This is a genomic window from Caulobacter sp. 17J65-9 (assembly GCF_010975005.1).
Lineage (GTDB): Bacteria > Pseudomonadota > Alphaproteobacteria > Caulobacterales > Caulobacteraceae > 17J80-11.
The window spans coordinates 1-1,277 of record NZ_JAAIVC010000300.1 but is presented as its reverse complement, the minus strand read 5'-3'; the positions used below and the strand labels follow the sequence as shown (position 1 = coordinate 1,277).

The following is a 1,277-nucleotide window of genomic DNA, read 5'->3' as shown; positions in this document are numbered from 1 at the left end:
GCGGCGGGCCGGCGCGCGCGGACGCGGCTGGGCCGGCTGGCTGCCCGGCTCGGGTTCCGGCGGGCCGGCCAGCGCGTCGTCGTAGAAGCCCGGGTCGTCCGGCAGGTAGGCCGGCAGCGCGCCGGTCTCGGCGGCCGAGACGAAGGGGGCGCTGATCTCGTAGCGGGCCGGCAGCTCGGGCAGGTCGCTGAGCACGCGCTCGCGGCGCTCATAGCGCGGGTGCACCAGCTCGCCGGTCTCGGCGAAGGTGGAGACCAGCCGGGTCCAGTCGGACTGGCCGTAGGCGAAGGCGCGGCCCTCGGGGTCGAGGTCGGACCAGTCGGGCTCCTGCGGGGCGGCCGAGCCGCGGGCGACCCAGGCGCGGGCCTCGTCGGACTGGCCCGACGCCCAGGCGGCGCGGGCGTGCAGGCCGCACAGGCGCGCGGTCGGCTTCTCGTCGGCGAGCGTGTCCATGGCCGCGCCGATGGCGACCGGATCGTGGGCCAGCAGGGCCACTTCCGCGGCCAGGATGCGGCCCTCGCGGTGCTCGCGGTTGCGGTTGACCAGCTTCTGCAGGCGCTTGGCGCGCTCGCGCGGGGTCTCGTCGTCGCGCAGGTCGCGATAGGCCAGCCAGAGCGCCGGGTGCGGGGCGGCGGCGAAGGCGTTTTCCAGCACGTCCTCGGCCTTGCCGGTCTTGCCGGCGTCGGCCAGCAGGCGCGCGGCGATCACCGCGCCCGGGGCGAAGCCGGGGTGCAGCTTGGCGGCGCGGGCGGCGTAGTCGACGGCCTGGTCGCGCAGCTTCGGATCGGCGGCGGTCTCCAGGCTGGCGGCGGAAGCGGCCAGCAGGGCGGCGCGGGCGCGCTCGGCCACCGCCGGGGTGAGGATCTTGCGCGACAGGCCGCCCTCGACCAGGTCCAGCGCCTCGGCCCATTCGCCGGCCTGCAGCTTGGCCTCGAACAGGGCCCGCCAGGCCCAGCGCGCGGTCTTGGCCAGGTTGTAGGCCAGGCCCGCCTGCTTCACCGCCTCGAGCGTGTCGCCCTGGGCGATGGCCACCTTCATCAGGCCGCGGTGCCCGGCCAGGCGCATTTCCGGGAAGCCCAGCATGGCGGCGTAGGCCGACTGGGCGGTCGGCAGGTCGCCGGCCAGCTCCGCCGCCTGGGCGGCCAGCACGCGGGTCAGGGCCGAGTTCTCTTCGCCGAGGTCGGCGGCCTTGGCGGCCAGGCGGCGCGCCTCGGGGCCCTCGCCGGCGGCCAGGGCCAGGTAGCCGCGGCTCAGCGCCTCGGCGGTCTGGCGGCGGC

Annotated in this window: 1 protein-coding gene; it reads right to left on the bottom strand. The window is 77.4% G+C overall.

Features of this window, described 5'->3' with window-relative positions:
* On the bottom strand, nucleotides 1-1,277 hold a 1,277-nt coding region (locus G3573_RS21500), incomplete at both ends, for a heme biosynthesis HemY N-terminal domain-containing protein (protein ID WP_163263663.1).